Annotated in this window: 22 protein-coding genes; 14 read left to right on the forward strand and 8 right to left on the reverse strand. The window is 65.8% G+C overall.

From position 1 onward, the window contains the following. The first annotated feature begins 35 nt into the window (after positions 1 to 35). From crtA to bchO, 4 genes are read left to right on the forward strand one after another with little or no spacing between them, the layout of a single operon-like run. The gene (crtA, locus tag C2I35_RS17435; protein ID WP_103764335.1) at positions 36 to 743 is read left to right on the forward strand and encodes a spheroidene monooxygenase; all 708 of its coding nucleotides are present in this window, start codon (positions 36 to 38) and stop codon (positions 741 to 743) included. After that, positions 740 to 1,744, forward strand: coding sequence for a magnesium chelatase ATPase subunit I (gene bchI, locus C2I35_RS17440; protein ID WP_103764336.1), 1,005 nt, complete (start codon positions 740 to 742; stop codon positions 1,742 to 1,744). Before crtA ends, bchI begins: the two co-directional genes overlap by 4 nt. Further along, positions 1,741 to 3,417, forward strand: coding sequence for a magnesium chelatase subunit D (locus C2I35_RS17445; RefSeq protein ID WP_103764337.1), 1,677 nt, complete (start codon positions 1,741 to 1,743; stop codon positions 3,415 to 3,417). The genes bchI and C2I35_RS17445 overlap by 4 nt, the downstream gene beginning before the upstream one ends. Positions 3,418 to 3,422: 5 nt before the next feature. Then, positions 3,423 to 4,286 carry an alpha/beta fold hydrolase BchO gene (gene bchO / locus C2I35_RS17450; RefSeq protein WP_103764338.1) on the forward strand — a complete coding sequence of 288 codons (864 nt, stop codon included), beginning with the start codon at positions 3,423 to 3,425 and terminating at the stop codon, positions 4,284 to 4,286. 39 nt (positions 4,287 to 4,325) lie between these two features. Here bchO and C2I35_RS17455 read toward each other — a convergent pair whose 3' ends face one another. The 3 genes from C2I35_RS17455 to C2I35_RS17465 all read right to left on the reverse strand — a co-directional run bounded on the left by C2I35_RS17455 (position 4,326) and on the right by C2I35_RS17465 (position 8,476). Beyond that, positions 4,326 to 6,389 (reverse strand): ABC transporter permease subunit, encoded by a 2,064-nt coding sequence (locus C2I35_RS17455; RefSeq protein ID WP_103764339.1) that lies wholly within the window; start codon positions 6,387 to 6,389, stop codon positions 4,326 to 4,328. Beyond that, positions 6,386 to 7,468, reverse strand: coding sequence for a quaternary amine ABC transporter ATP-binding protein (locus tag C2I35_RS17460; RefSeq protein ID WP_103764340.1), 1,083 nt, complete (start codon positions 7,466 to 7,468; stop codon positions 6,386 to 6,388). Before C2I35_RS17460 ends, C2I35_RS17455 begins: the two co-directional genes overlap by 4 nt. A 75-nt stretch (positions 7,469 to 7,543) precedes the next feature. Continuing rightward, the gene (locus C2I35_RS17465; RefSeq protein WP_103764434.1) at positions 7,544 to 8,476 is read right to left on the reverse strand and encodes an ABC transporter substrate-binding protein; all 933 of its coding nucleotides are present in this window, start codon (positions 8,474 to 8,476) and stop codon (positions 7,544 to 7,546) included. A gap of 171 nt (positions 8,477 to 8,647) precedes the next feature. Between C2I35_RS17465 and C2I35_RS17470 the strand changes: the two genes are divergently transcribed. Together C2I35_RS17470 and C2I35_RS17475 are read left to right on the forward strand one after the other, a co-directional pair. Next, positions 8,648 to 9,433, forward strand: coding sequence for an MBL fold metallo-hydrolase (locus tag C2I35_RS17470; RefSeq protein ID WP_245890533.1), 786 nt, complete (start codon positions 8,648 to 8,650; stop codon positions 9,431 to 9,433). Further along, positions 9,433 to 10,197, forward strand: a complete 765-nt coding sequence (locus C2I35_RS17475) for an SDR family NAD(P)-dependent oxidoreductase (protein ID WP_103764342.1) — start codon at positions 9,433 to 9,435, stop codon at positions 10,195 to 10,197. Before C2I35_RS17470 ends, C2I35_RS17475 begins: the two co-directional genes overlap by 1 nt. A gap of 7 nt (positions 10,198 to 10,204) precedes the next feature. On the opposite strand, the gene C2I35_RS17480 is transcribed toward C2I35_RS17475, so the two are convergent. The 3 genes from C2I35_RS17480 to C2I35_RS17490 all read right to left on the reverse strand — a co-directional run bounded on the left by C2I35_RS17480 (position 10,205) and on the right by C2I35_RS17490 (position 13,558). Continuing rightward, positions 10,205 to 11,101: a DMT family transporter gene (locus C2I35_RS17480; protein ID WP_103764343.1), complete on the reverse strand. Its 897-nt coding sequence runs from the start codon at positions 11,099 to 11,101 to the stop codon at positions 10,205 to 10,207. Positions 11,102 to 11,216: 115 nt separating this feature from the next. Further along, a complete protein-coding gene (locus C2I35_RS17485) occupies positions 11,217 to 12,407 on the reverse strand; it encodes an aminomethyl transferase family protein (RefSeq protein ID WP_103764344.1) in 1,191 nt (396 codons plus the stop codon). Continuing rightward, on the reverse strand, positions 12,404 to 13,558 hold the full coding sequence (locus C2I35_RS17490) for an aromatic ring-hydroxylating oxygenase subunit alpha (RefSeq protein ID WP_103764345.1): 1,155 nt from the start codon (positions 13,556 to 13,558) through the stop codon (positions 12,404 to 12,406). Before C2I35_RS17490 ends, C2I35_RS17485 begins: the two co-directional genes overlap by 4 nt. Positions 13,559 to 13,649: 91 nt before the next feature. Between C2I35_RS17490 and C2I35_RS17495 the strand changes: the two genes are divergently transcribed. The 6 genes from C2I35_RS17495 to C2I35_RS17520 all read left to right on the forward strand — a co-directional run bounded on the left by C2I35_RS17495 (position 13,650) and on the right by C2I35_RS17520 (position 20,534). Then, on the forward strand, positions 13,650 to 14,531 hold the full coding sequence (locus tag C2I35_RS17495; protein ID WP_103764346.1) for a LysR substrate-binding domain-containing protein: 882 nt from the start codon (positions 13,650 to 13,652) through the stop codon (positions 14,529 to 14,531). A gap of 154 nt (positions 14,532 to 14,685) precedes the next feature. Beyond that, entirely contained in the window at positions 14,686 to 15,543 is an 858-nt protein-coding gene (locus C2I35_RS17500; protein WP_103764347.1) for an FAD binding domain-containing protein, read from the forward strand. Between the two features lie 6 nt (positions 15,544 to 15,549). Further along, positions 15,550 to 16,029, forward strand: coding sequence for a (2Fe-2S)-binding protein (locus C2I35_RS17505; protein WP_103764348.1), 480 nt, complete (start codon positions 15,550 to 15,552; stop codon positions 16,027 to 16,029). Then, on the forward strand, positions 16,029 to 18,281 hold the full coding sequence (locus C2I35_RS17510) for a xanthine dehydrogenase family protein molybdopterin-binding subunit (RefSeq protein WP_103764349.1): 2,253 nt from the start codon (positions 16,029 to 16,031) through the stop codon (positions 18,279 to 18,281). Before C2I35_RS17505 ends, C2I35_RS17510 begins: the two co-directional genes overlap by 1 nt. Positions 18,282 to 18,478: 197 nt before the next feature. Next, positions 18,479 to 20,218 carry a calcium-binding protein gene (locus C2I35_RS22670; RefSeq protein ID WP_170067249.1) on the forward strand — a complete coding sequence of 580 codons (1,740 nt, stop codon included), beginning with the start codon at positions 18,479 to 18,481 and terminating at the stop codon, positions 20,216 to 20,218. A 70-nt stretch (positions 20,219 to 20,288) separates the two neighbouring features. Next, positions 20,289 to 20,534, forward strand: coding sequence for a MoaD/ThiS family protein (locus C2I35_RS17520; RefSeq protein ID WP_103764351.1), 246 nt, complete (start codon positions 20,289 to 20,291; stop codon positions 20,532 to 20,534). Between the two features lie 45 nt (positions 20,535 to 20,579). Here C2I35_RS17520 and C2I35_RS17525 read toward each other — a convergent pair whose 3' ends face one another. Together C2I35_RS17525 and C2I35_RS17530 are read right to left on the reverse strand one after the other, a co-directional pair. Then, positions 20,580 to 21,593, reverse strand: a complete 1,014-nt coding sequence (locus C2I35_RS17525) for an HWE histidine kinase domain-containing protein (protein ID WP_103764352.1) — start codon at positions 21,591 to 21,593, stop codon at positions 20,580 to 20,582. A gap of 269 nt (positions 21,594 to 21,862) precedes the next feature. Then, the gene (locus tag C2I35_RS17530; RefSeq protein WP_103764353.1) at positions 21,863 to 22,624 is read right to left on the reverse strand and encodes a DeoR/GlpR family DNA-binding transcription regulator; all 762 of its coding nucleotides are present in this window, start codon (positions 22,622 to 22,624) and stop codon (positions 21,863 to 21,865) included. Between the two features lie 247 nt (positions 22,625 to 22,871). On the opposite strand from C2I35_RS17530, the gene glpD reads away from it, so the two are divergent. Further along, a complete protein-coding gene (glpD, locus tag C2I35_RS17535; RefSeq protein ID WP_103764354.1) occupies positions 22,872 to 24,473 on the forward strand; it encodes a glycerol-3-phosphate dehydrogenase in 1,602 nt (533 codons plus the stop codon). Positions 24,474 to 24,484: 11 nt separating this feature from the next. Beyond that, entirely contained in the window at positions 24,485 to 25,573 is a 1,089-nt protein-coding gene (locus C2I35_RS17540; RefSeq protein ID WP_103764355.1) for an ABC transporter ATP-binding protein, read from the forward strand. Positions 25,574 to 25,583: the final 10 nt, after the last annotated feature.

Consider the following 25,583-nt stretch of genomic DNA (forward strand, 5'->3'; position numbering starts at 1 on the left):
CGAGACGCGCGCTTTGACCGAAGGGGGACAGGGTCATCCAAATCGTCAGCCTCAGCTTTTTCCGTTTCGCACCGGGCCTCTCAAGGCTCTGGGCCTTCACCATGATGGGCCTCGCCCGTCCCGCGCTGGCCCGCGTTCCCGGCATCGGCTTCTGGAAGCTGTGCGGCTCGGGCACCGGCGAGGGGTTTACGCCGAAACCCAACACCGGCGTCTATGCCATTCTCGCCACCTGGCCCGATCTTGCCACCGCGCAGCGCCAGACCGCCGAGGCCCCCGTATTCCGGCGTTACGCCCGCCGCGCCATCGAATGCTATACGCTCTTCATGCAAACCACCTCGGCGCGGGGCGCATGGTCCGGCGTGGCCCCTTTTGACGCCACCGTCACCGCCGGCACCGGCCCCGTCGCCGCCCTCACCCGCGCCACGATCAAGCCTCTTGTGGCGCTCAAGTTCTGGCGCCGCGTGCCCGACATCAGCACGGTCATCGGCGCCGATCCCAACGTCGCCTTCAAGATCGGCATCGGCGAGGTGCCGCTTCTGCACCAGGTCACCTTCTCGGTCTGGCCCGACACCGCGGGCATGGCCGCCTTCGCCCGCCACGACGGTCCGCACGCGCGCGCCATAAAGGCCGTGCGCGACGGCAACTGGTTCCGCGAAGAACTCTACGCCCGGTTCGACATCGTCGCCGACCGCGGCACGTGGCAGGGCGCCAAACCACTTCAACACCTGGGGGTCGGCGCATGAGCCTCGCCTTTCCGTTCTCCGCCATCGTCGGACAGGACACCATGAAACAGGCGCTGATCCTGACCGCCATCGACCCCGGCCTCGGCGGCGTGCTGGTCTTCGGAGATCGCGGCACCGGCAAGTCCACCGCCGTCCGCGCCCTCGCCACCCTTCTGCCGCCCATCACCCAGGTCAAGGGTTGCCCGGTCAATTCCGAACGTCCCGAGGAGTGCCCCGACTGGGCCACCGTTTCCGACACCGATCTGGTGGAACGCCCCACCCCCGTCGTGGACCTGCCCTTGGGCGTGACCGAGGACCGCGTCACCGGCGCACTCGACATCGAACGTGCTCTCACCAAGGGGGAAAAAGCCTTCGAGCCCGGCCTACTGGCCCGCGCCAACCGCGGCTATCTCTATATCGACGAGGTGAACCTTCTGGAGGATCACATTGTCGACCTCCTGCTCGACGTCGCCCAATCCGGCATCAATGCGGTCGAACGCGAGGGCCTCTCCATCCGCCATCCCGCCCGCTTCGTTCTGGTGGGCTCCGGCAACCCCGAGGAAGGCGAATTGCGCCCGCAGCTTCTCGACCGCTTCGGCCTCTCGGTCGAGGTCAGGTCACCCACCGATATCGACGAACGCATCGAGGTCGTCCGCCGCCGCGACGCCTTCGACATGGACCGTGAGGCCTTCACGGCCAAGTGGCAGCTCGAGGACGCAAAAATCCGCGACTCCATCCTCGCCGGCCGCGCGTTGCTCCGCAAACTCGAGGCGACCGACGCCATCCTGCGCGACTGCGCCGCCCTCGCCGTGGCCCTCGGCGCCGACGGGCTACGTGGCGAACTGACCCTACTCCGCGCCGCCCGCGCACTCGCCGCCTTTGAGGGCGATGCGGCAATAACCCGCGACCACCTCGCCGCCGTCGCGCCTCTCGCGCTCAGCCACCGCCTGCGCCGCGACCCGCTGGACGAGGCCGGCTCCACCACCCGCGTCACCCGCACCGTCGCCGAAACCTTCGGATGACAGACGGGGCCGACACCGCCCGCACCCAGCGCGCACTCGCGGCCCTCGCGGTCGATCCCGGCGGCCTCAAAGGGATAACCTTCCGCGCCCGCATGGGCCCCGCCCGGCAGGCGCTCGAAACCGCCCTGCGCAAGCTGCCCGGTCCCCAGCACCGCATCCACCCTGCCATCTCCGACGATCAGCTTTTCGGCGGCCTCAACATCGCCGCCTCGCTGGCCGAGGGCCGCCCGGTGCGCGATGCTGGCCTCGCCGATCAGCCCACCATGCTCACCCTCACCATGGCCGAGCGCACGCCCTCCGGCCTCGCCGCCCGCCTCGCGCAGCTGCTCGACACGGATCGCGGCCACGCCCTCATCCTGCTTGACGAAGCCGCCAGCGCGGAGGAAGGCGCGCCGCAAGCCCTGCTCGACCGCCTCGCCTTCCACATCGAACCGAAAGAGGCCGCCACCCCCGTCCGTCTCCCCGCCGCCGCCGACCTTGACGTCGCCCGCAAACGCCTGCCGCGCGTGCAGATACCTGACGGCGCCCTGCCCATGCTCGTCACCCTCGCCGCCCGCTTCGGCATTCACAGCCTGCGTGCCCCCAGCCTCGCCCTGCGCACCGCGCGCGCCCTCGCCGCGCTCGACGCCGAGATGACAGTCACCGACGCCCAGCTTCAGGAAGCCGCCGAACTGGTCTATCCCTCCCGCGCCACCATGATGCCCACCGAGGCCGAGGACGAGGACGAAACCCCGCCCGAAACCCCCGAGCCCGACCAGGCCAACGCCCCGGACACCGACCGCGACCAGTCCCTCACCGACCTTCCCGACGACATCCTCGTCTCCGCCATCGCCGCGCTCCTGCCGCCCGACATCCTCGACCGTCTCGCCGCCAAATCCACCCGCCCCGCCAATGCGGCAGGCAGCGGCGCGGGCGACCGCCGCCGCGGCAACCGCCGGGGTCGCCCCCTGCCCTCACGCCCGGGCCACCCCTCGGCCCAGGCCCGGATCGATCCGATCGCGACCCTGCGCGCCGCCGCCCCTTGGCAGACCCTCCGCCGCACCGGGCGCAACGCCGACCGCGCGCTCGTGATTCTGCCGTCTGACATCCGCATCAAGCGGTTCGAGGACCGCTCCGACCGCCTGCTCATCTTTACCGTCGACGCCTCCGGCTCCGCCGCCGTTGCCCGGCTGGCAGAGGCCAAGGGGGCCGTTGAACTCATGCTCGCCCAAGCTTACGCCCGCCGCGACCAGGTCGCCCTGCTGGCCTTTCGCGGCACCGGCACCGACACCTTACTGCCGCCCACCCGCTCGTTGGTGCAGGCCAAACGCCGCCTCGCCTCGCTGCCCGGCGGCGGCGGCACGCCCCTCGCCTCCGGCTTGATGGCCGCAGGCGACCTTGCCCAATTGGCCCGCGGCCGCGGCCTCACGCCGATGCTGGTCCTGTTGACGGACGGCCGCGCCAACATCCCGCTCACCGGCGATCCCGACCGCGCCACCGCGAACGACGACGCCACCCGCATCGCCGCCAGCCTGCGCGCGCAGGGCATCTCCGGCGTCCTCGTCGACACCTCCAACCGCCCCACCGACACGGCCCGCACCATCGCTGTGGCCCTCGGCGCGCGCTACCTCGCCCTGCCCCGCGCCGACGCCCACGGGATCAGCACCGCCGTCACCTCGGCACTCGGAGCCTGAGTGCCATGGACTGGGCCCGCGACCTGCCCGACTGGCCCCATGCGGCTGCATCTCACCGCGTCCGCCACCGCCCGCACGACTGGCACATTCAGGAATGGGGCACCGGCCCCACGCTCCTCTTGCTGCACGGCGCAGGCGCCAGCACGCATACTTGGCGCGACCTCATTTCACGCTTGTCTGAAAACCACCACGTCATCGCCCTCGACCTGCCGGGTCACGGCTTCACCCGCGCCGGCAGCGTCTCCCGCCTCGGTCTGCAGACCACCGCCGAGGATATCGCCGCCCTCTGCACCTCCGAGGACTGGCAGCCAACAGCGCTCATCGGCCACTCCGCCGGTGCCGCCGTCGCACTCGACCTTGCCACGCGCCTGCCCGGCACCCCTGCCGTCATCGGCCTCAATGCCGCGCTCGACCGGTTCGAGGGCATGGCGGGCTGGCTTTTTCCGATGCTGGCCAAGCTCCTGGCGCTGAACCCGCTCACCGCCATCGCCTTCTCGGCGGGCGGCGCACGTCCGGGCCGCGCCCGCAACGTGATCCGCGCCACCGGCTCAACGCTCTCCGAAGAGGGCCTTGCCTGGTACAGCCGCCTCCTCGCCGACCGCGCCCATGTGGACGGCACATTGCAGATGATGTCCCGCTGGAGCACGGACGCCCTGCTCGACCGCCTGCCCGAAATTGAGAATGACGTGCTGCTGATCACCGGCGACCGCGACACGGCCGTGTCGCCCCAGGTGTCGGACCGTGCCGCAGCCGTTCTGCCAAATGCCGAACGGTTCACGCTGGAGGGCCTGGGCCACCTCGCCCACGAGGAAGATCCCGACCGCCTTTGCGACATCATGCTGGATTGGCTCCAAGGCAAATCTTTTTAAAAAAGATTTTCCAAAAGCTTTCTCAAAGCTTTTGGCGGCTCACCTCTGCCCCAGCGCCGCGCGCCCTTTCCGGCTGTACCCCCGCGTCATCCGGTCCGCGATCATCGCCAGCGTCGCCATCCCGATGCCGGCAATCATCCCGACGCCGAAATCCCCGTTGTTGAGCCCGATGTATATCTCCTGGCCCAAATCACTCGTGCCCACCAGCGCCGTGATCACCAGCATCGCCACCCCGAACATGATCGTCTGGTTCAGCCCCAGAAGCAGCTGCGGCAGGGCCAGCGGCAACCGCACCCGCCACAGCATCTGCCACCGGGTCGACCCGCACGCCTTGGCCGCCTCGATCACCTCGGCGTTGACGCCGCGCAACCCATGCTCGGCATAGCGGATCGCGGGCACGATCGCATAGGCCATGATCGCCAGAAGCGCGGTGAAATCCCCCAGCTTGAAGAACATCACGAAGGGGATCAGGATCACGAAAAGCGGCATCGTCTGCAACGTGTCGCTTATGGGGCGCAGAAAGGCCGACACCGCGTCATTCTCGGACGCGATCACCCCCAGCGTCGTACCGATCAGGAACGACAGCGCCACCGCCAGCCCACACAGGTAGAACGAAATCGTCGCCTCGGGCCAGACGCCCGCCAGCATCAGGAAGGCCAGCCCCACCGCCGTGCCGATCGCCAGCCGCCGCCCGCCCGCCTGCCACGCCAGCAGCACCATCACGCCTGCAATCGAAAGCCACGGCAAGCCAGTGATTCCGAAATAGAGCAGGATCGCCAGCAGCGAGACCCCGATGGCCGCCCGCACCCGGCGCCGCACCAGCAACCAACCGACCAGCCCCACCATCGCTACGGCGTAGCCTATCTTCATCGGAGTGGTGAACTCGAAGCCCCAGGAAAACGGGCTGATCGTCTCATCCAGCCCCATCTTCACCGGCAGCATCAGGTAAAACAGCGCCGTCGTCTTGATCGCCTTGATCGTGCCCGCGAATTCCACCAGCAACCAGTTGAACGCGTCGTTCATCGCATCCGCCGGATAGACCTCCCACGCCCGCGGATACTCCTGCAGGAACGGGAACACCCGCGCCAGTCCCAGCATCAGAACCGCGAACACCGCCGCCACGATCCAGTAACGGTAGCGGGCGACGAAACTCTCGTCCTCGCCCCCGTCCGGCGACCGCCCCATCGCGGCCCGCGCCGTGATCCGGTCCATCACCATCGCCATCAGCGCGATCACCACGCCCGCCAGTATCGCCTCGGCCACGTTGGCCTTGCGGATATGGGTCAGCACTTCCCAGCCGATATCGGACGTGCCGCCGATGATCGACGCGATGATGATCATCGAAAAGGCGGCCATCATCGTCTGGTTCACCCCCAGCAGGATCTGCCGCAGCGCACTGGGCACCCGTACGCGCCAGAACATCTGGCCCGCCGTGGCCCCCGCCATCATCCCCGCCTCGATCACCTCCTCGTCGACTCGGGCGAGCCCCAGCGTGGTGTTTCGCACCATCGGCGGCACGGCATAAAGCACCGAGGCGATCAGCCCCACCACCGGCCCGAAGCCGAAGAGCAGCAGGATCGGTAGGAGATAGGCAAAGACCGGAATTGTCTGCAACGTGTCCATCGTCGGCGTGATCACCCGCTCGGCCCGGTCGGAATAGAATGCCCAGGTCCCCACGCAGAACCCGATTGCCACCGCCAGCGGTACCGAGACCAGCACCAGCGCCAGCGAATTCATCGACTCGAACCAGTAGCCGATCACGACCATGTAGAACATCGCCAGAAACGTGAACACGGCCAGCTTCCAGCCCGACACAGCGAAGGACGCGATCACCAAAAGGCCGACCGTCAGCGCCCAGGGCATCCAGTGCAACAACTCCCGCACCCACGACATCGGGTAATCCATCACGTCCGAAAACGCGCGGAACGCCGGGCCGGCGGTCTCCACGACCCAGTCCATCCCGGTGTTCAGCCACTCGGTCATCGGCCATTCCCACGCCTCGGGGAACTCCATCAGCCAGCCCAGCCGGTCACGAAAGCCCAGCGCCACCAGCGTGAGGCCGATCAGCGCGAACCACGCCCAATGCATCCTGGCGGCGTTCATGCCGGCGCGTCCTCCTGCTCGGACAACCTCGCCAGCGCCTTCACCACGCTTTGCGCTGTAACCACGCCCGTCACCGTGCCGCCTTGCTCCACCGCCAGCCCCTCGGGACGCGACGACAACATCGGCAACAGCGCCTCGACCGACACATCGCCCGCCACGCGCTCACGGCCGTCGGCCGGGCCGGCATCGGGGTCCGTCACCTCATGGGCCCGCAGCACGCGGACCATGGGCACGTCATTGGTGAACTCGGCCACGTAATCATCCGCCGGATTGGTGATCAACTGCGCCGGCGTGCCGGTCTGCACCACGCGCCCACCGCGCATGATCATCATCCGGTCCGCCACGCGCAGCGCCTCCAGGAAATCATGCGTGATGAACACGATGGACTTGTGCAGATCGTTCTGAATCCGCAGGAACTCGTCCTGCATCTGCCGCCGGATCAACGGGTCCAGCGCCGAAAACGGCTCGTCCAGCAGCCACAGATCCGGGTCCACGGCCAGCGACCGGGCGATGCCCACCCGCTGCTGCTGCCCGCCCGACAACTGGTGCGGATAGCTTTTCTCGCGCCCTTCCAGCCCCACCAGCTCGATCACCTTACTCACCCGTTCGCGGGTGTGGTCCTGCGCCGCGCCTTGCAGGCTCAGCGGAAAGGCGATGTTCTCCCAGACGCTCAGATGCGGCATCAGGCCGAAATTCTGGAACACCATGCCGATCTGGTGGCGGCGCACCTCGATCATCTCCTTGTCGGATTTCGCGCGCAGGTCCTCGCCATCCAGCAGGATTTCGCCATGCGTCGGCTCCACCAGTCGCGACAGGCAGCGCACCACCGTGGACTTGCCCGAGCCCGACAGGCCCATGATCACGAAAATCTCGCCCACGGCGACGTCAAAGCTCACATCGGCAGCCGCCGGAATGGCGCCATCCTCCCGGATGCGCTCGGCCAGCGCCGGCGTCTCGTCGGCAGGCTGGCCGCTCGAAAAATACCGCTCCGGTTTCTTGCCGTAGACCTTCCAGATGTGGCGACAGGACAGCCTCGGCTGGTCCGCTCCGGCGCCATCGCTTGCATGCGTGTCGCTCATGCTGCCCCTGTCCCCGCTGATACGAAAAAGCCGGGCGTCAGAACCCCCGGCCTTTCCGATGCGTCCATTCGCACCTTACTGCGCAGCCTTTCCGGCCTCGACCCAGGGACCCCAGGTCTCTTCATTGGCGTCGATCCATTCGGCCACGACCTCTTCCAGGTCCCGGCCTTTCTGGTCGATCTCCAGCATCAGCGCGTTCTGCACCTCGTTGTCGATGGAAATCTCGTTGAAAACCGCCGCCACGCCCGGGTTCGCTTCGGCGAACTCGGCATTGATGATCTTGTCGATCGACGCCTGCTGAAAGCCGCAGGCCGCCCCACGCTCTTGGCCTTCTTCCTCGACGCACTCACCGTCGGCAGCGTCCCACTGGACCCATTCCATCTCCATGTCGGCAAACAGCCAATGCGGCTGCCAGAACATCATCAGGATGGGGTCCTGCGTCGCCGTGGCCGATTTCAGCTCGGCGATCATCGCGCCTTCCGATCCGCCCGCGACCGGCTCGAACGGGATGTCGATCATCGCCACCACGTCCTTGGACCGGGTGCCCCAGTCGGCGGGATAGGTGATCAGCCGGCCCTTGGGAAACGTATCGGCGGCGGCAAACGCCTGCGCACAGTCATAGAGCGCCTCGTAATCCGGCAGGCCGGGGCACTGTTCCTTCATGTAGGGCGGATAGATCCAGCCTTCCTGCGGCTGCAGGCCCAGCTGGCCCACCACGGTGATGTCGCCCGACTCCACCGCTTTGGGATAGATGTCGCCGACGTTGTTGGTCCAGACCTCGGGCTGCAAATGCAGGTCACCATTGGCGATGGCGGCGAATTGCGGCACCGCCCCGGCGGTCACGTATTCCACGTCATGCCCGGCCTTTTCCAGCAGCGTGCCGGTGATATGCGCCGAGATATGCTGACCCGTCCATTCGTTGATCGGGATCCGGACCGTCTCGGCCTGCGCCATCCCGGCCCCGGCCAGTGACAGGCTCGCGGCCCACAAGACAGAATTCATCCTCATCTTTCTCTCCCTGTTTTTATTGATGCAGATCATGGCCGTCATCATGCGACGTCCGCAACGTGGACCCAAGCACAAATGTTTGTTGACCAATGAGTTAATAAAAACAAACCTCATATCGGGCGTCCGCGGCGCGGCTGCCGGTTCAATGAGCATAGCGAAGGGGAGGATGCCGTGCCGTTGCATGTTGCCAAAAAATGGTTTCAGACCCGACACATGGGCGATGGCGTCACGCTGATTTGGGAGCCGCATGTCGCGCCATGGTTGCGCTGCAATATCTGGCACATCCGAGGACGCGACCGCGACCTCGTGATCGACACCGGCATGGGCCTGCGCCCGATGACGCGCGAGCTGGCGCAGCTGACCGAACGCCCGCTCAGCGCCATCGTCACCCATACGCATTTCGATCATTCGGGCGGCCTGCACGAATTCGACCACCGCTGCGGCCACAGTGCCGAGTCTGACATCATCGCCAACCCCACGCCCGCCAACACCTATGCCGACGCGGGCTTTGTGCGCGCGGAAACCTTCACCGCCCTGCCCTTTGAGGGCTTCTCGTACGAGCACTACACGGTAAAGCCCGCGCCCCTCTCCGCCCTCCTTGACGAAGGCGACGTGATCGACCTCGGCGACCGCGTCTTCACCGTCTTCCACCTGCCCGGCCACAGCCCAGGCTCCATCGCGCTGCACGAGTCCTCCACGGGCCTCCTGTTCAGCGGCGACGTGGTGTATGACGGCGACCTCATCGACGACATGGACCATTCCGACCCCGAAAAGCTGGCCGAGTCTCACGCCCGCCTGCGCGAGCTCGACGTCACCACCGTTCATGCGGGGCATTTCAAGTCCTTCGGCCGGGACAAGCTGATTGAAATCCTCGACGAATACCGCGACGGTGGCCGCCGTCTGGGCGACGCCGACGCATGGCTCGCCGACATGATCGCAAGGAGCAAAGCGCAGTGATGCAACGCACGGCCATCATCACCGGCGGGCTGGCGGGCATCGGCCTCGCCACCGCCCGCCTGCTGCACCAGGCCGGACATACCGTCGCCATCGGCGCACGCCGCGGCGACGACACATCGCTTCAGGACATGGCGCGCGACACCGTCGGTGCGGATGTCTTCGTCGCCCCGCTCGACGTGCGCCAGCGCGGCTCGGTCACGGCCTTCTGCACCTCCGTCAAAAATCAGTTCGGCACGCCGCAGATCCTCGTGAACGCCGCCGGCGTCACCCGGCACCAGACGGTCTCCGACCACGACCTCGACGCCTGGGACGACGTGATCGAGACCAACCTCACCGGCACCTTCCTGATGATCCACGCGCTTCTGCCCGACATGATGGCGTCGGGCTGGGGCCGGATCGTCAACATCGCCTCCACCGCCGCCACGTCGGCGGTCGCCGACCACCCCGCCTATTGCGCGTCCAAGTCCGGCGTGCTCGGGCTTTCCCGCGCCGTGGCGCTCGAGGGCGCGCCCCACGGCGTCACCTGCACCACCGTCAGCCCGACCTGGGTCGAAACCGAGATGCTGCGCGAGTCGGCCTCCACCATTGCCAGCCAGAACGGCACCACGCGGGCCGATGAAATCGCGGCACTCGCCAAGGCCAACCCGCAAAACCGCCTGGTCCAACCGGACGAGGTCGCCGCCATCGTCGCGTTCCTGTGCTCCGACGCCGCCCCCGGACTCACCATGGAAGACATCCAGATCAACGCCGGCGCGCACTGGTAAGCGCCGCTCAGATCACCCGCCGCGCCCGCCATGCCATAACGGCAGGCTCGATCAGCCCCGCCGACAGGATCAGCGGCAGGCCCACAACTTCCTGTACCCCGAACCGCTCGCCCGCCCACAGGGCCGCGGTCACCGTCGCCACCACGATCTCGGTCATGAACAGCAACCCCACCAGCCCCGGATTCAACCGCGAAGGCGCATAGATCGTGGCAAAGGATCCCGGAAGGATCAGGAACAGCGCCACCGGCAGGAACCACACCATGGGCGACAGCACGGCAGCGCGGTCCGGCACCGCCGCGATCCCCTGCGCCGTGGCAAGCCCCGCCACCAGCACCGCCACGATGGCCCCCACCACCAGGAAATTTACCGCGTGGGTCAGGATATGCACCCGCCGTTCGGTCAGGATCAGCGTACAGCCCACCGCCCAGAACATCCCCGACACCAGCCCGCACCAGTCGCCCGCATTACGCGGCAGCGGCAGGCCCGTGTCATCGGCAAAAATCACCACCAGCCCCACGAGCCCCACGCCGATCGACAGCCACCGGTACCACGTCATCCGGTCGCCCAGGAATATCCAGCCCAGCAGGAACCCCCAGATCGGCGTCATGTAGAACAGCAGCACCGCCCGCACCACCTCGGTGTAAAGCAGCCCCGCAGCATACAGCGCGAACGCCACCCCCGCCAGAACGCCGCCCAGCAAGGGCCGCAGTCCCTGGCCGTAATCCGCGCGCAGCACCCACATCACCGGCAGGCTCATCAGCGCGGGCAGCACCATGAACACCACCATCGCCCAGGGCGCATCCAGCCCCGCCTGCTCCAGCATCCGCAGCGGCAGCCAGAATATGCCCCAGCACAAGCCGGCGAAAAGTCCCGACAGGACCGCCCTGCTGTTGCCCTCGGCCACCGCGTATCTCCTTCGTTGCGTGTCTCATATGCCACTCAGGCATCATCAAAGCGCAAAGGCAAGGCACCCCGGCCCTGCCTTCGCATTCGTACTTCGCGCTGCCGCGAATGTCGCGTCAGGCCGCCCGGTCTGGTATGTCCACGATCTTGCCGCGCGGAATCTCACAGGCCTTGTCGTAAAGCGGCGTCTCGGCCAGCGTCGCGGCATACATCTTGCCGTCCCGACCCTCGACCATCAGGTCGGTTCCCGGCCCGGCCTCGGCACTGTCCATCAGCGCATAGCCGATCCCATGCCCGAGGTAGGGCGAGGCCGCCCCGGCGGTCACACGCCCCGCAACCTTGCCATTCCATTCGACCCGGCCATTCACTCGCGGCTCACCATCCGGGCAGACGATCCCATGCAGACGCCGGCCCTTGTCGGCTTTCTCCAGCGCCGCCTTGCCGATGAAGTCGTCCTTTTCCATGGCAACGAACCCGCCCAGCCCGACATCGTAAGGCGTGGTCGTCTCGTCGAAATCCGAGTTGGCGTTCAGGATACCGGCCTCGATCCGGCGGATATTCATCGAATCCAGCCCGAACATCCTCAGACCATAGGGCGCTCCCGCCTTCTCCAGATGCGCCCACAGCGCGGCGGCATCGTGATGCGGCTCGGTGTAGAATTCCCAGCCCAGTTCGTTGGTATAGCCGGTGCGCGAAATCAGCACCTTCTGACCGCCGAAATCCACCCACGCGCTGCCGAAATAGCCGAACGGCTCGGGAATCCCATCCTTCGCGGCGTCTTTCAGTATCTCCATCGCCAAAGGCCCCTGGATCTGGCTCACGTTCACCTCCGGGTCGGTGATCTCCACATCCATCCCCTTCGCATGCGCCCGTGCCCAGTTCACGAAATCCCCGTCCGCCTGCGCGTACCAGAACCGGTCCTCGGCCAGCCGCACGAACACCCCGTCCACGATCAGGCCACCATGGTCGAAACAGGCGATGCCATAACCGCACCGACCAACTTTAACCTTGGAAATGTCATTGACGAACAAGAGGTTCATCAGCTTCTCGGCATCCGGACCCTTGATCTCCAGCGGCCACTCTCCGGTATGCAGGCACGCCGCCTTCGTCCGCAGCAGCCAATACCCCTCGTCGGTCGGCAGGTCATCCATGTAGACGCACATGAACCGTCGGTTATAGACGCAGTAATGCGGGCCATGCTTCGCCTCGATCGCGTGATACGCATGGCGCCGCAGGTTGAAATCCCACCCCGCCCCGGGCCGCGTGGTGATCAGGTCCCGCGTCTTTCCGTCACTCGAATTCATCATTGGTCTGCCTCCGGGTCAAGCCGTGCGCCCAGCGCACCCGCCACGAGTTTCTGAAAATGGTGCACCGCGTGCTCGCTCAACTCGGTCAGCCCCTCGTCCACGACGAAACGCCCCTGGTTGTACCCGCTGGATTTCAGCCCCTTCTGCACGCTCTCGCACAACCCGATATCCTCGGGCTGCAACACGTCCTTCTGATAGTTGATCGCATCGCGCAGCTGCTGCGTGACCTCGCCGTCCTTCACGAACCAGTCCTGGTATTCGACGCATTTCTCCGGCGCAGTCGGGTTCATCTGTAAGACCGACAGGTTCGCCTCGCCCGGATAGGCCCAGATGGTGAAGTTCGGCCAGACGAACCAGCCCGCGTATCCGAAATCCACGTCGCCCGCCTCGAACTTGTAGGCCCGCGCGTTCATCGTTCTCGGCTGCCCGGCGCACTGGCTGGAATACAGCCCGCAGGTGATCGTGCGATAGCTGTCCATGTCCACCAGGTCGACAAAATCGTGGTGCGCCGGCGCGCAGTGATAGCACTCTAGGAAGTTGTCCATCAAAACTTTCCAGTTCGCCTCGACCTCGTAGGTGTCGCGCTGCGCGAACTGCAAATCGTCGACCGAAGGGACAAAATGTCGGATCTCGGACTCCAATTCGCCCATCTGTTCGGCGAATGGCGTTGCGCTTTCATCCAGATTGACGAGAACGAGGCCACAGAACACCTCCACCTTCACCGGCTTCAGCGAAAACTCCTCCTTCCGGAAGCCCTCGACATTCTCGGTATTCCGCGCCGACCGCAGGTTGCCGTCAAAGTCGAACGCCCAGGCGTGGTAGGGACAGGTGATGATGTTCTTCTTGCCCGTCCCGCTGACCAACTCATGCCCACGGTGCGGACACACGTTGAAGAACGCGTTCAACTCGCCGGTACGGCTGCGCGCCACGAACACGTTCTGTTCGTGGATCTTCACGGTCAGAAACTGTCCGGGCTCGGCCACCTGGCTCACATGCCCGGCATAATACCAGGTCTTGTAGAAAATCGCGTCCTTCTCGGCCGCCCAGATCTCCGCATCGTGGTAGAACCGCGCGGGCAAGGTATAGGAATTCTTCGGATCGGCCCGGAACGGCATGTCGCCGGGCATAAGGTTCAACGTCTGCAGGGTCATGGCGTACTCCGATCTGGCTGTTGACAGTGTCAGCCATTACCTAGGATCATGACAAACGCTCTTTTCTCATGGATTTGACCAAGCCAAGCTTATGCCAAAACCACATCTGCCACCGCTCGACCTGATGGAACCGTTCGAGGCCGCCGCCCGCCTCGGCAGCTTCACCCGCGCCGCCGACGAGCTGTCCGTCACCCAGTCCGCCATTTCCCAACGTGTGCGCAAGCTCGAGGCCCTGCTTGACACCGCGCTCTTCGTCCGGGGGCATCGCACCATCACCCTCACCCCCGAGGGCCGCGAGTTGCTGATCGGCGTCCGCGCCGCGCTTCAGCACATGACGGCAGCCACCCGCGCGCTCAGACAGCGCGACGACCGCCCCCGCGTGCGCCTCGGCGCGGATACCTCCATGGCGCAACTCTGGCTCACCCCCCGCCTGGCCCCGGCCCTGGCAGACAGCCCGCCGCTCATGCTCGACCTGCTGGCCTCCGACACGGAATCCGAGCTTCTGACGGCGGAAATCGCCCTTCTGCATGGCGCGGGCGACTGGCCCGGCTTCACCGCCACGCGGCTCTTCGCCGACGCGGTCTTCCCGGTCTGCACCCAAGAATTCCTCTCGCACACGCCGCTCGGTACACCCGAAGACCTGCTCACCGCTCCCCTGATCGACCTCGATTACACCCACTGGAACTGGATGAACTGGGGCATCTGGCTGACCGAGGCGGGCCTCGACCCCACCCGCGCCACGACGCTGATGCGCACCAACAGCTACATGGCCCAGCTCGACGCCGCCCGCGCCGGCCTCGGCGTGGCGCTCGCCTGGGAGGGCCAGCTGACCGAGGATCTCACGACAGGCCGCCTCGTCCGCCCCATCGACCACGCCGTCACCACGCCCTTCGGCTACTACCTCATCCTGCGCGACACCGCCGAACCTGCCGCGCGCCACCTGGCCCAGAACCTCCTCCGGGCCGAAACCTGACCCGCTCCGACCTCTTTCACACCGCGACCTTTGCATTTCTCGCCGCTTACATGCTCAAATCCGACGCGCGCGCCAGCACCGCCTTGGCAAGCCTCGCGCCGCCTGTTTAACTATGCCCCGACATCAGACTCACCCCAAGCCAAGAGGTTTTCCCATGCGCTACCTCGCGCCAACCACGCTGGATGACGCCATCCAGTTGCTCAGCGGCGATCCCGGCGATTGCCGCGTGCTCGCCGGGGGCACCGACCTGCTCGTCCGCCTGCGCTCCGGCGATGCCGAGCCCGACAGCATCCTCGACATCAAGCGCATCAACGACCTGCGCCAGATCACGCCCGAGGACGGCGGCTGGCGTATCGGCGCCGCGGTCTCTTCCGCCGAAATGAACGAGCACAAGGACCTGAAAGCCGACTACGCCGGCGTCTGCGAGGCCGCCGACCTGATCGGCTCCACCCAGATCCAGGGCCGCTGCACGCTCGCCGGCAACCTCTGCAACGCCTCGCCCGCCGCCGACTCCGTGCCCGCGATGGTCGCCGTCCGCGCCGTGGCCCGCGTCGCCGGGCCAAACGGCACCCGCGACGTGGCCGTAGAGGATATCCCCACCGGCCCCGGCAAGACCTCGCTGAAAAAGGGCGAATTCGTCGCCTCGATCTTCCTGCCCGCCAAGGCGGACCGCTCGGGCGATGCCTACCTGCGCTTCATCCCGCGCACCGAGATGGACATCGCCGTAGTCGGCTGCGGCATCTCCCTCACTCTCGATGGCGACGGCACTTGCACGTCTGCCCGCGTCTCGCTCGGTGCCGTGGGCCCCAAGGTCATGGTGGTCGACACCGCAGCCGAGGCACTCATCGGAACCAAGCTCGACGACGCCGCGATGGACGCACTGGCCCAGGCCTGCTCCGCCGCCGCCTCCCCCATCGCCGACAAGCGCGGCACGGTCGAATTCCGCACGCACGTGGCCGGCGTGCTGGCCCGCCGCGCCGCCGCCATCGCCAAGACCCGCGCAGAAGGATAAGCCCCCATGAGCAACATCCACGTCACCACCAAGATCAACGGCGACCCGACGGAATATCTCTGTGCGCCCGATGAAACCCTGCTCGACGTCCTGCGCGACCGTCTCGGCATGACCGGCTCCAAGGAAGGCTGCGGCACGGGCGATTGCGGCGCCTGCTCGGTCACCGTCAACGGCCGCCTTGTCTGTTCCTGCCTCATGCTGGGGGCCGAGGCCGAAGGCGCCGAGATCGAGACCATCGAAGGCATGGCCGACGGTGATCAGCTTCACCCCCTGCAACAGAAGTTCATCGAACACGCCGCCCTTCAGTGTGGCATCTGCACCCCGGGCATCCTCGTGGCGGCCAAATCGCTGCTGGAAAAGAACCCCGACCCGACCGAGGAAGAGGCCCGCTACTGGCTCGCCGGCAACCTCTGCCGCTGCACGGGCTATGACAAGATCATCCGCGCCGTGCTCGACACGGCCGCCGACCTCAGAAAGGCATCGTGATGGCACTCGACAGCAAACAGGTCCTCGACACCCAACAGTTCAAGATCGTCGGCACGCGCCCCCTGCGCCCCGATGGCATCGACAAGGTCACCGGCAAGGCCCGCTTCGGCGCCGATATCACCGCGCCGGGGATGCTGATCGGCAAGGTGCTGCGCAGCCCTCACGCCCACGCCCGGATCAAGTCCATCGACACGTCGGCGGCCGAGGCGATCGAGGGCGTCCACGCCGTCGTCACCCGCGCCGACTTCGCGCAGATCACCGATGACGATGCCACCGCCGACATCCTCGACAACTGCATGGCGGGCGAAAAGGCGCTCTACGACGGCCACGCCGTCGCCGCCGTCGCCGCCAGCTCGGGCCACATCGCCAAGAAGGCGCTGAAGGCGATCAAGATCGACTACGAGGTGCTCGACCACGTCACGGACGTCGACAAGGCCATCGCCGACGGCGCCCCTGTCCTCCACGAAGGCCGCGCCGACGAATCCGTGCCCGAAGGGTCCTCGCCCAACATCATGGCCCGCTACGAGTTCGGCCATGGCGACATCGACGCCGGCCTGGCTCAGGCCGATCAGGTCATCGAACGCAGCTACCGCACCGAGGCCACGCACCAGGGTTATATCGAACCCCACGCCTGCCTCGCGCAGATGAGCCAGGACGGCCAGGCCGACCTGTGGTGCTGTACGCAAGGCCATTACATGGTCCGCAACACCTGTGCCGCGATCCTCGGCTTGGATCAGGGCCAGCTGCGCGTCACCGCGTCCGAGATCGGCGGCGGCTTCGGCGGCAAGACGGCCGTCTTCCTCGAACCCGTGGCGCTGATGCTGGCGAAGAAATCCAGCCGCCCGGTCAAGATGGTCATGACCCGCTCAGAGGTGCTGCGCGCCACCGGCCCCACGGCCTCGTCCTCGGTCGATATCCGCATCGGCATGACCAAGGACGGCCGCATCACCGCCGGCTTCGCCGAACTGCGCTACCAGGGCGGCGCCTATCCCGGCTCGCCGGTCGAAATGGGCTCCATGTCCGCCTTCGCGCCGTATGACCTGGAAAACGTGAAAACCGTCGGCTGGGACATCGTCAGCAACCGCCCCAAACAGGCCGCCTATCGCGCCCCCGGCGCGCCCATGGCCGCCTTCGCGGTGGAATCAGCCATCGACGAACTGGCCAAGGGCCTCGGCCTCGACCCGCTGGAGGTGCGCCTGAAAAACGCCGCGCGCGAAGGCACCAAGGCCTCCTACGGCCCCACCTACCCCGCCATCGGGCTCGAGGCGACTTTGCGCACCGCCAAGGATCACCCGCATTGGACAGCGCCCCTCGGCCCCAACCAGGGGCGCGGCGTCGCCTGCGGCTTCTGGTTCAACTTCGGCGGCGACACCTGCGTCACGCTCAACATCACGCCCGACGGCACCGTCACGGTCTCCGAGGGCAATCCCGACATCGGCGGCTCCCGCGCCTCCATGTCGATGATGGCGGCCGAGGAACTGGGCATCCCCTACAACAAGGTCCGCACCATCGTGGCCGACACCGGCAGCCTCGGTCAGAACGAGGTCACCGACGGCTCGCGCGTGACCTTCGCCGTGGGCCTCGCCACGATCGAGGCCGCCCGCGCCGCCAAGCGCGAGATGTGCCGCCGCGTGGCCAAGCTCTGGGACATCGACGAGGACGCGGTGGAATGGCGCGACGGCGCGGTGCACCCCACCGGCCACAACGCCGGCAGCCACGACCCGATGACCCTGGCCGAGATCGCCGCCATCGCCTCGAACACCGGCGGCCCCATCGCGGGCCACCACGAGGCCAACCCCGAAGGCGCCGGCGTCAGCTTCGCCACCCACATGGTCGACACCGAGGTGGACCCCGAAACCGGCGCGGTGAAGATCCTGCGCTACACGGTGTTTCAGGACGCGGGCAAGGCCGTTCACCCGGATTACGTCGAGGGTCAGTTCCAAGGCGGCGCCACGCAAGGCATCGGCTGGGCACTCAACGAGGAATATATCTACGGCGATGACGGCACGCTGCAGAACGCGGGCTTCCTCGACTACCGCATTCCTGTGGCCTCCGACCTGCCGATGATCGACGCGGTGATCCTGGAAATCCCCAACCCCGGCCACCCCTACGGCGTGCGCGGGGTGGGCGAAACCTCCATCGTGCCGCCCCTCGCGGCCATCGCGAATGCTGTCTCCGAGGCGGCAGGCGTGCGCATGACCGATCTGCCCATGTCGCCCCCGAAAGTGCTCAAGGCGATGCACGACAAGTAACCCCGGGACAGGCCCCGGACCAGTTCCGGGGCCTTTCTCATCAACCCGTAGGGTGGGTGAAAACCCACGCGCCTCGACCCGTTCAAAGCGGCAGGCACCGCCCGGTTGCCGCCGTCGATCGCCAACGATTTTGAACGCGACCCCACGCATCACCGACCCACTCCCGACACGTGTTACAAGAAATGGGAGATGGCCCGATGCCAATGCACTACCTTACCGGATTCAACGATCTGCTCGGCTTCGGCAAGGGCGACGACACCGTCTATGCCTTCGGCGGCGACGACTACCTCTTCGGAAATGACGGAAACGACTACCTGCTCGGAATGGACGGCGAGGACACCATTCTCGGCGGCTATGGTTCCGATATCGTCGATGGCGGGGATGGTGACGACGTGATCTACGGCGGCCTGCCGGGCGGCGCCGATGTCGGATCGAACGTGCTCTTCGGCGGCGCGGGCGAAGACCTGATCTATGCGGGCGACGACGGTGATTTCATCGACGGCGGCACTGGCCGGGACAAGATCATCGGCGCTTCGGGGGCCGATACCATTCTCGGTGGCGCGGGCAGCGACCGCATCGAAGCCGGCGGCGGCCATGACAGCATCGACGGCGGCACCGGTTTCGACTTCATCCTCGGCGGCGCCGGCAATGACACGGTCAACGGCGGCGACAGCCGCGACACCATCAAGGGCGGCTCCGGGAACGATCATCTTTCCGGCGACGACGGCAGCGACGAGCTTCACGGCAACCGGGGCGACGACAACCTCTTCGGCGGCGATGGCAACGACAGGCTCTTTGGCGGCAAAGACGACGATTTTCTGCATGGCGGATATGGCAACGATACGCTCGACGGCGGCGCCGGCAACGACTGGATCATCGGCGGCGAAGGCCCCAATCCCGGCGACGGGCTCTATGGCTATGACGACGTGGCCTATGGCGGTGCGGGCAACGACTATATCTATACCGGCTCGGGCAACGACACCGCCGATGGCGGCACCGGCAACGACACGATCTATTCCGGCTCTGGTCAGGACGTGATCTATGGCGGCCTTGGCGACGACCTGATCCATGCCACGAACCCACCGGACGGCCCGTTCGAGGGTGTCGGCAACTATTCTCTTGGCATCGACGACAGGATCTTTGCCGGGGACGGCGACAACACCATCCACTCAGGTGTCGGCAACGATTTGATCACCTCCGGCGATGGCAAGGATTACATTCGTTCCGTCAACGGCAGTGATACGGTCCACTCAGGCGACGGGGACGATTTCGTCTGGCTCAGCACAACGTACTTTTCCCCGGATCCGGACATGCCCCCTGCCCCGACCGAAACCGATCTCGGTGGCGGCGACGACACATACTATTCCACCGGTTTCAACGATGACATCGTTCAGGGCGGCGACGGCGACGACTTCATCTATATCGAAGGCGGCAACAATATCGTCTTCGGCGGCGAAGGTGCCGACACGATCCAGGGCGGCGACCGCGACAGCGGCAGCGCGAAAGGTGCCGAGGCCACGCTCGACATCCTCTACGGCGGCGACGGTGACGACAAGATCTATGTCTGGGGCGGTGACAACCTCGTCGAGGGCGGCTCCGGCAACGACACGATCGATGCCCGCCTGGGCGAGGATATCGCCCTTGGCGGTACGACCTGCATGAACGGCGGCACCGGAGACGATTGGCTGATCGGACGCTGGAATGAAACCGACGAGTTCGTGTTCACCCACGGGGGCGATTTCGGCACGGACGTGATCCGCAGCTTTCAAGCGGGGCATGACCACATCCTGATCGACACGTTCCAGGACGATCCGGTCGCATTCACTTCAACCGTCGTCGGGACCAGTGTTCATATCGAATTCCAGGGCGATGACGGCCTGTTGGTGATCGAAAGCGGGGCATTGACCTGGAACGACAGCTACATCGAGTTCATCTGACTGAAACAAGCGGCGCATTTGCGCCCGTCCCGGGCTTGACCCGGGACCTCCCGACCCCAAGATACGCATCATGGTTCAAGTCACGATATGGGGCTCCCTGGCCCAGTTCACCGACGACCGCCGCGAGGTCGAGGTCGACGCCGAAAACCTGCGCCAACTGCTCGACGGGCTGGCACAGAAATATCCCGGGCTCAAACCCCAGCTGGACCGGGGCGTTTCCGTCTCCATCGACGGGCGCGTCTACAACGACAGCTGGTTCCAGCCCATCAAACCCGACAGCGAGGTCGTCCTGCTTGCGCGCCTCAAAGGCGGCTAAAGCGTTTCGCCTTTGGCTGATGGCACAGGTCAAAGGCGAAACGCTCTAGTCCGACGACAACGCCTTCAAGGGCGCCCAAAGCTTGAACGCAAAGCCATCCGTATCGAACGCCACATCGGTCTTGGCGCCAAGCGACGCCTCGGTCAGCTTGGTCAGAACCTGGGTGCCAAAGCCCGGCTTGGCCGTCGCATTCACCTCCGGCCCGCCCCGCTCGACCCAGGACAGCGTGAAGTCCGGGCGCTCGTCTCCCTCGACCGACCACGACATCTCGACCTTCCCCTTGTCGTCCGACAAGGCGCCGTATTTCGCCGCGTTCGTGGCCAGTTCATGTGTCACCATGCCCAGGATCTGCGCCGCGTTGCTGGAAATCATCAGGTCCGGCCCGTTCAGCACCACCCGCTCCCGCGCCGCCCCGGCGAAGGGCTTCACCTGCTCGGTGAAGATCTGGCGCAGCCCGAACCGACTGCCGGCATCGTGCATCATCGCTTCCTGGTTGCGGCTCAGCGCCGTCAGCCGCGCCAGCAGGCGGTCGGCAATCTCTTCGGGCGGCGAGTGCCGCGCCAGCTGCCGAACAATCCCCGATACAACCGTGATCAGGTTCTTCGCCCTGTGCCCCAACTCGCCGATCAGGAACTGTGCGCGCTGCTCGGCCATTTCCCGCGCGGTGATATCGACAACGGCGAACACCCCTTCCAGCGGCATTCCCTCGGCATCATAGGTCACCTGCTTGCGCGCATTGACCCAGCGCAACGGGCCATCCGGCGTCAGAATACGGTGCGTCATGTCCAGCACCTGCAACGGATGATCCGGCGACAACAGGCAGGTCAGGCCTTCTTGCACCTGAGGCCAATCATCGGGATGGATCCGCGCATGCAATTCCGACCGCGACACTTCAACGCCTGCATCCAGCCCGAAATACGCTGCCGCCAGCGCATCGCAGCGCAGCACGTCGGCGCGGTAATCGACCTTTCCCAATCCGACCTGAGCGACCTTCAGGCCAAGTTCCATGTCGTCGGATGTCAGGGGAATGTTCAGCGGGGTCTTCAAGTCTTTCGTCATGGCATGTGTTTCGGGCCGGTGAATCGCACCGTCAATGTCACAGTTTAAACGGGCTCCGGAAATTAACTCTCAGGCAGGTTTTCGCCGCCTGCCGGGTCCAAGGCAAGCTTTTCACACTGCGGCGCACGCGGCAATTCGTGCATTTTCCGGCGCAAAATGGATGCGGCGCTCAGTTTCGCCTGATGCAACAGACCCTGCCGTATTGCGTAGGGTGGGTGACAACCCACGCGTCCCCGCAACCCATGAAACGAACCCGAACCGAAAACGCCTCAGCCGCAGACCCGACAGACCGTATCCCAGTCCTTCAGCCGCTCTGCCACCGGCGCGGGCACCGGCCGGTCGGTAAAGAACATGTCGACCTCGCCCAACGACGCGATCCGCGCCGGGGCCATGCGGTGAAACTTGGAATGGTCCGCCACAAGGTAGGTCCGCCGCGCCCGCGCGATGATTGACTGGCTGACATGCACCTCCTGCACGTCAAAATCCAGAAGGTCGCCCTCGTCATCCAGCGCCGAGCAGCCAATCACGGCGTAGTCGAACTTGAACTGCTCGATCGCCCGTGTCGTGAGGTTGCCGATCAGCCCCCCGTCCGAGCGGCGCAAAACGCCCCCGGCCACCACGATCTCGCACTCCGCGTTGGCCACCAAGATATTGGCAACATTCATATTATTCGTGATCACCATCAGGTCACGGTGGCTCAGCAGCGCACGCGCCACCGCCTCGGTCGACGTCCCGATGTTCAGGAAGACCGACGCCCCGTCCGGGATTTCCTGCGCGCAGACCTGCGCTATCGCCTGCTTGGCCGCCTCGTTCAGGTCGCGCCGCTCCTCGTAGCCGATATTGGAAACGCCGGACGGCATCACCGCGCCGCCATGCACGCGCTCCAGCCGCCCGGCCTCGGCCAGGTCCGTCAGGTCGCGCCGGATCGTCTGCACCGTCACGCCAAAGCGCACGGCCAGATCCTCGACCGTGACCTTGCCTTCGTTGCGGGCGATCTCGAGGATCTCGGGATGGCGAAAAGTTTGTGACATGCACCTTGGCGTCGGTTTCGGTTTTTTCGTTTTCGCGGAAAATCCGCGTATGTCAAAGGAAAATCCGGGGTCAGACCGCCTTTCGCAGCCGCAGAAAGACCAGCCACCACAGTATGGAGGTCCTGCATGTCGTTGTTTTTAAAAGACTCTCATCAAAGCGAACAAAAACGAAAGAAGCATTTGACTCCATCAACCTGAACGTGCTCATTTACCGGGCACAGTTTCCGGCGGCATCTGGGGAGGATGGATGCACCCAAGTCACGAAAATATAAGCGATATTTTCGTCATTGGCGGCGGAATCAACGGCTGCGGCATCGCCCGCGACGCCGCCGGTCGCGGCCTGTCCGTCACCTTGGCCGAGATGAACGATCTCGCCTCGGCCACCTCCTCGGCCTCGACCAAGCTTTTCCACGGCGGCCTCCGCTACCTCGAGTATTTCGAGTTCCGCCTCGTCCGCGAGGCCCTGATCGAACGCGAGGTTCTGCTGCGCAACATGCCGCATATCAGCTGGCCGATGCGCTTCGTGCTGCCCTATCATCGCGACATGCGCTTCGAGGGCGGCACCCCCACCTCGCGCCTGCTGGAAAAGATCATGCCGTGGATGCGCGGCCGCCGCCCGGCATGGCTCATACGCCTCGGCCTTTTTCTGTACGACAGCCTCGGGGGCCGCAAGATCCTGCCCCGCGCCCGATCAATCTCGCTCGACGGCACGCCCGAAGGCGCCCCGCTGAAATCTCATTTCAAACAGGCGTTCGAATATTCCGACTGCTGGGTCGAAGACGCCCGCCTCGTGTCACTCAACGCCCGCGACGCCGCGGGTCGCGGCGCCGAAATCCTCACCCGCACCCGTGTCACCGCGGCCCGCCGCGCGGGTGACGTCTGGGAGATCGACCTCGAAGACACCGCCACCGGCAACCTGCTGACCCGCCGCGCCCGCGCGCTCGTCAACGCAGGCGGCCCATGGGTCGGCGACATCCTGCAGGACGTCACTCATATCGACAGCCGCGAAGGCGTGCGCCTCGTACGCGGCAGCCATATCGTCACGCGCAAACTCTTCGATCACCCCAAGTGCTACTTTTTTCAGGGGACCGATGGCCGCATCATCTTCGCCATCCCCTACGAGCAGGATTTCACCCTGATCGGCACCACCGACGCCGACCATCCCGACCCCGGCACGAAACCCGTCTGCACTCCCGCCGAGCAAGAGTATCTCTGCAGTTTCGCCTCGGAATATTTCGAAACGCCCGTCACCCGCGACGATATCGTCTGGACCTATTCCGGCGTCCGCCCGCTCTATGACGACGGCGCCAAATCTGCGACCGCTGCAACTCGCGACTACGTGCTGAAGCTCGACACCAACGGCCCGCCGCTCCTCAATATCTTCGGCGGCAAGATCACCACCTACCGCCGCCTCGCGCAGGCCGCCGTGGGCAAGCTTGCCGCCCGTTTTCCGAACGCCAAAGGAGACTGGACCGCCGACGCCGCCCTGCCCGGCGGCGACTTCGCGGTGGAAAACCGCGACCGGATGGCGGCCGACCTGCAATCCGACTACCCCTTTCTGACCGAGCCCTGGGCCTACCGCCTGCTCCGCGCCTACGGCACCGAGGCCCGCACACTTCTGGGCGACGCGCAGGCCGCCGCCGACCTCGGTCGCAACTTCGGCGCAACCCTGACCGAACGCGAGGTCCGGTGGCTGACAACCCACGAATTCGCCCGCTCAGCCGAAGATATCGTCTGGCGCCGCAGCAAGCTGGGCCTGCGCATGACTGAACGTGAAATCAACGACTTGCAACATTGGATGCAGGCCAACCCCGACGGCGACACCGTGATCGCCGCCGCGGCAGAATAGGGACGTAACGCATGACGCTTGTTCTGGACAACGTGTCGAAAAAAGTGGGGGCGGACACGCACATCCACTCCACCGACCTGACGCTGGAAAAAGGCACGATGAACGTCCTTCTGGGCCCCACGCTCGCGGGCAAGACCACGCTGATGCGCCTGATGGCAGGGCTTGATGCCCCCACCACCGGCCGCATCCTCTGGAACGGCACCGACGTCACCGGCATGCGCGTGCAGGACCGCGGCGTCGCCATGGTTTACCAGCAGTTCATCAACTACCCGTCCATGAGCGTCTACGACAATATCGCCAGCCCCATGCGCCTGTCGGGCAAGCCCAGGGAAGAGATCGACCGCGCCGTGCGCGACACCGCCGAGATGCTGCAACTGACCCCCATGCTCGACCGCAAGCCGCTCGAGCTTTCCGGCGGCCAGCAACAGCGCTGTGCGCTGGCACGCGCGCTAGTCAAGAACGCCGGTCTCGTCCTGCTGGACGAGCCTCTCGCCAACCTCGACTACAAGCTGCGCGAGGAGCTGCGCATCGAGATCCCCCGCATCTTCGAGGAATCCGGCGCGATCTTCGTCTACGCCACCACCGAACCCGAAGAAGCCCTCTTGCTCGGCGGCAACACCGCCACGCTCTGGGAAGGCAGCGTCACGCAATTCGGCCCCACGCCAAAGGTCTATCGCCAGCCCGCCGATGCCACCACCGCGCGCGTCTTCTCGGACCCGCCGATGAACTTCCTGCAGATCTCGAAGACCGGCGGCAAGCTGATGTTCGGCGAGGGCCAATCCCTGCCCGCCACCGGCAAGATGGCCGACCTGCCCGAGGGCCGCTACACCGCCGGCTTCCGCCCGAACCACCTGGAGATCGCACAGCACACCGACGCCGCCATGCGCTTCGTGACAAAGCTCAGCGTGACCGAGTTGACCGGCTCGGAAACCTTCATCCACCTCGACCACCACGATAGCCGCTGGGTCGGCGTCATCCACGGTGTCCACGACCTTCAGCCGGGCCGCGACCTGCCGGTCTATCTCGACCCGGCCCATATCTACATCTTCAGCGAAGACGGCGATCTTGTATCCCCCGCCGCCTACGCGCTGGCCGCCTGAGGGGCTGACA

The organism is Roseovarius confluentis (genome assembly GCF_002917925.1).
Taxonomy (GTDB): Bacteria; Pseudomonadota; Alphaproteobacteria; order Rhodobacterales; family Rhodobacteraceae; genus Roseovarius; species Roseovarius confluentis.

What these genes read in the sequence shown, in the direction of transcription:
- bchI (WP_103764336.1), top strand. Translation starts at nt 740, where the DNA reads ATGAGCCTCGCCTTTCCGTTCTCCGCCATCGTCGGACAGGACACCATG.
- C2I35_RS17445 (WP_103764337.1), top strand. Translation starts at nt 1,741, where the DNA reads ATGACAGACGGGGCCGACACCGCCCGCACCCAGCGCGCACTCGCGGCC.
- bchO (WP_103764338.1), top strand. Translation starts at nt 3,423, where the DNA reads ATGGACTGGGCCCGCGACCTGCCCGACTGGCCCCATGCGGCTGCATCT.
- C2I35_RS17455 (WP_103764339.1), bottom strand. Translation starts at nt 6,389, where the DNA reads ATGAACGCCGCCAGGATGCATTGGGCGTGGTTCGCGCTGATCGGCCTC.
- C2I35_RS17460 (WP_103764340.1), bottom strand. Translation starts at nt 7,468, where the DNA reads ATGAGCGACACGCATGCAAGCGATGGCGCCGGAGCGGACCAGCCGAGG.
- C2I35_RS17465 (WP_103764434.1), bottom strand. Translation starts at nt 8,476, where the DNA reads ATGAGGATGAATTCTGTCTTGTGGGCCGCGAGCCTGTCACTGGCCGGG.
- C2I35_RS17475 (WP_103764342.1), top strand. Translation starts at nt 9,433, where the DNA reads ATGCAACGCACGGCCATCATCACCGGCGGGCTGGCGGGCATCGGCCTC.
- C2I35_RS17485 (WP_103764344.1), bottom strand. Translation starts at nt 12,407, where the DNA reads ATGATGAATTCGAGTGACGGAAAGACGCGGGACCTGATCACCACGCGG.
- C2I35_RS17490 (WP_103764345.1), bottom strand. Translation starts at nt 13,558, where the DNA reads ATGACCCTGCAGACGTTGAACCTTATGCCCGGCGACATGCCGTTCCGG.
- C2I35_RS17495 (WP_103764346.1), top strand. Translation starts at nt 13,650, where the DNA reads ATGCCAAAACCACATCTGCCACCGCTCGACCTGATGGAACCGTTCGAG.
- C2I35_RS17500 (WP_103764347.1), top strand. Translation starts at nt 14,686, where the DNA reads ATGCGCTACCTCGCGCCAACCACGCTGGATGACGCCATCCAGTTGCTC.
- C2I35_RS17505 (WP_103764348.1), top strand. Translation starts at nt 15,550, where the DNA reads ATGAGCAACATCCACGTCACCACCAAGATCAACGGCGACCCGACGGAA.
- C2I35_RS17510 (WP_103764349.1), top strand. Translation starts at nt 16,029, where the DNA reads ATGGCACTCGACAGCAAACAGGTCCTCGACACCCAACAGTTCAAGATC.
- C2I35_RS22670 (WP_170067249.1), top strand. Translation starts at nt 18,479, where the DNA reads ATGCCAATGCACTACCTTACCGGATTCAACGATCTGCTCGGCTTCGGC.
- C2I35_RS17520 (WP_103764351.1), top strand. Translation starts at nt 20,289, where the DNA reads ATGGTTCAAGTCACGATATGGGGCTCCCTGGCCCAGTTCACCGACGAC.
- C2I35_RS17525 (WP_103764352.1), bottom strand. Translation starts at nt 21,593, where the DNA reads ATGACGAAAGACTTGAAGACCCCGCTGAACATTCCCCTGACATCCGAC.
- C2I35_RS17530 (WP_103764353.1), bottom strand. Translation starts at nt 22,624, where the DNA reads ATGTCACAAACTTTTCGCCATCCCGAGATCCTCGAGATCGCCCGCAAC.
- glpD (WP_103764354.1), top strand. Translation starts at nt 22,872, where the DNA reads ATGCACCCAAGTCACGAAAATATAAGCGATATTTTCGTCATTGGCGGC.
- C2I35_RS17540 (WP_103764355.1), top strand. Translation starts at nt 24,485, where the DNA reads ATGACGCTTGTTCTGGACAACGTGTCGAAAAAAGTGGGGGCGGACACG.